This is a genomic window from Gemmatimonadales bacterium, from assembly GCA_036279355.1.
Taxonomy (GTDB): Bacteria; Gemmatimonadota; Gemmatimonadetes; order Gemmatimonadales; family GWC2-71-9; genus DASQPE01.
Window position 1 is genome coordinate 1 of the sequence record DASUJH010000018.1, and the last position, 2,145, is coordinate 2,145.

The window sequence follows — 2,145 nt, forward strand, 5'->3', positions numbered from 1 at the left end:
GTTGTTCTGGCGCCAGACGGGGCGCGAGTTGGTGAAGATGAGAAGCTGCTTGCCGTCGGGTGACCAGGTGTAGTCCTCCACCTCGAGCGGCTCGGCGGCGCCGGGCGGAACGAGGCGCGACGCCGGCACCAGCACGCGCCGAGTGCCGTGCTCGGTGTCGTAGCGCACGAGGTCGGCGCCATGGCCGTTGGGGGCGGGCTCGAGCCGCGTGTACCCCGCGCCTTCGTCCACCCACTGCGTAGGGCCCAGGCGCTGGGTCTCGAATTCGGATGAGGCGTAGATCCGCTTGAGGGTGAGCAGGCTCGAGTCGGCCTGCGCGGAGAGCGAGGCCGGAGCCAGAGGCAGGAGCGCACCGGTCCAGACGAGCACGGCAACGAGCGGACGATTCACTGGGCGCATCCCGCGGGAGAGTTGAGGACCGGCGCCAGGAATCGGCCGGTGTGGCTTTCCGGCGCCTGCACCACCTGCTCCGGAGTGCCGGCGGCAACCACTCGGCCGCCGGCCTCGCCGCCTTCCGGGCCCAGATCGATGACCCAGTCGGCGGTCTTGATGACGTCGAGATTATGCTCGATCACGACGACGGTGTTCCCCTTGTCCACCAGGCGATGCAGCACCTCGAGCAGCAGGCGCACGTCCTCGAAGTGCAGTCCCGTCGTGGGCTCGTCGAGGATGTAGAGCGTGCGGCCGGTGTCGCGCTTGGCCAGTTCGGTGGCGAGCTTTACCCGCTGCGCCTCGCCGCCCGAAAGCGTCGTGGCCGACTGGCCCAGGTGGATGTAGCCCAGCCCTACGTCGTTCAGCAGCTCCAGTTTCTCGGCGATGCGCCGCTGGGCGCTGAAGAACTCCAGCGCATCGGCCACGGTGAGGTCGAGCACGTCGGCGATGCTCCGGCCCTTGTAGCGCACCTCCAGCGTCTCGCGATTGTACCGCCGCCCCTTGCACACCTCGCAGGGGACGTACACGTCGGGCAGGAAGTGCATCTCGATCTTCACCAGCCCGTCGCCCTGGCACGCCTCGCATCGGCCGCCCTTCACGTTGAAGGAGAACCGGCCCGGCCCATAGCCGCGGATCTTGGCTTCGGGGAGCTGGGCGAACAGCTCGCGGATCGGCGTGAACAGGCCGGTGTACGTGGCGGGGTTCGAGCGCGGCGTGCGGCCGATGGGGCTCTGGTCGATGTCGATGACCTTATCGATGAGATGCAGGCCTTCGATCCGGTCGTGCGCGCCGGGGATCACCTTTGCCCGGTAGAAATGCCGCGCCAGCGCGCGATAGAGAATGTCGGTGACGAGCGTGGACTTGCCCGAGCCGGAGACGCCGGTGACGGAAACGAAAAGCCCGAGCGGCACGTCCACCGTCACGTCCCGCAGATTGTTCTCCCTGGCACCCACCACACGGAGCCGGCGATCGGGATCGGCCAGCCGGCGCCCGCGCGGCACCGGCACGCGCAGCTCGCCGCGGAGATACCGCGCGGTGAGCGACGTCGGGTGCTCCAGCACCTGCTCGACGCTCCCCTCGGCCACCACTTCGCCGCCGAACCGGCCGGCGCGGGGGCCGAGGTCGATCAGATGGTCGGCCGAGCGGATGGTCTCCTCGTCGTGCTCGACCACGATCACGGTGTTGCCGAGGTCGCGCAGCTCGCGGAGGGTGGAGAGGAGCCGCGCGTTGTCCCGCTGGTGCAGACCGATGCTGGGCTCGTCAAGGATGTAGAGCACGCCCACGAGCCGCGAGCCGATCTGGGTCGCGAGCCGGATACGCTGGGTCTCGCCGCCGGAGAGCGAGGTGGCGGCGCGGCCGAGGGTCAGATAGTCGAGCCCCACGTCGCAGAGGAAGCGCAGCCGCTCGCGCACTTCCTTCAGGATTGGCCCGGCGATCTCGGCGTCGAGGCCGGCGCGCCCGTTCGACCGGAGCGGAATGCTCTCGAAGAACTCGAGCGCGCGGTTCACCGGGAGGTCCACCACGTCGCCGATGCTTCGCCCGTGCACCAGCACGGCCAGGCTCTCGGGCCGGAGCCGCTTGCCGCCGCAGGTCTGGCACGGCTGCTCGGTCATGAACTCCTCGAGCGAGAGGCGCACCGAGTCGCTCGACGACTCGCGGTAGCGGCGCTCGACGTTCTTGAGCACGCCCTCCCACTCGCTCTCGAATTCGCGC

2 protein-coding genes are annotated in these 2,145 nt (G+C 69.4%); both read right to left on the reverse strand.

Annotated features, from left to right (window positions below):
• A partial coding sequence (locus VFW66_03835) for a hypothetical protein (GenBank protein ID HEX5385811.1) occupies nucleotides 1-390 on the reverse strand: 390 nt, incomplete at its 3' end.
• A partial coding sequence (uvrA, locus tag VFW66_03840) for an excinuclease ABC subunit UvrA (GenBank protein ID HEX5385812.1) occupies nucleotides 387-2,145 on the reverse strand: 1,759 nt, incomplete at its 5' end. The genes VFW66_03835 and uvrA, both read right to left, overlap by 4 nt.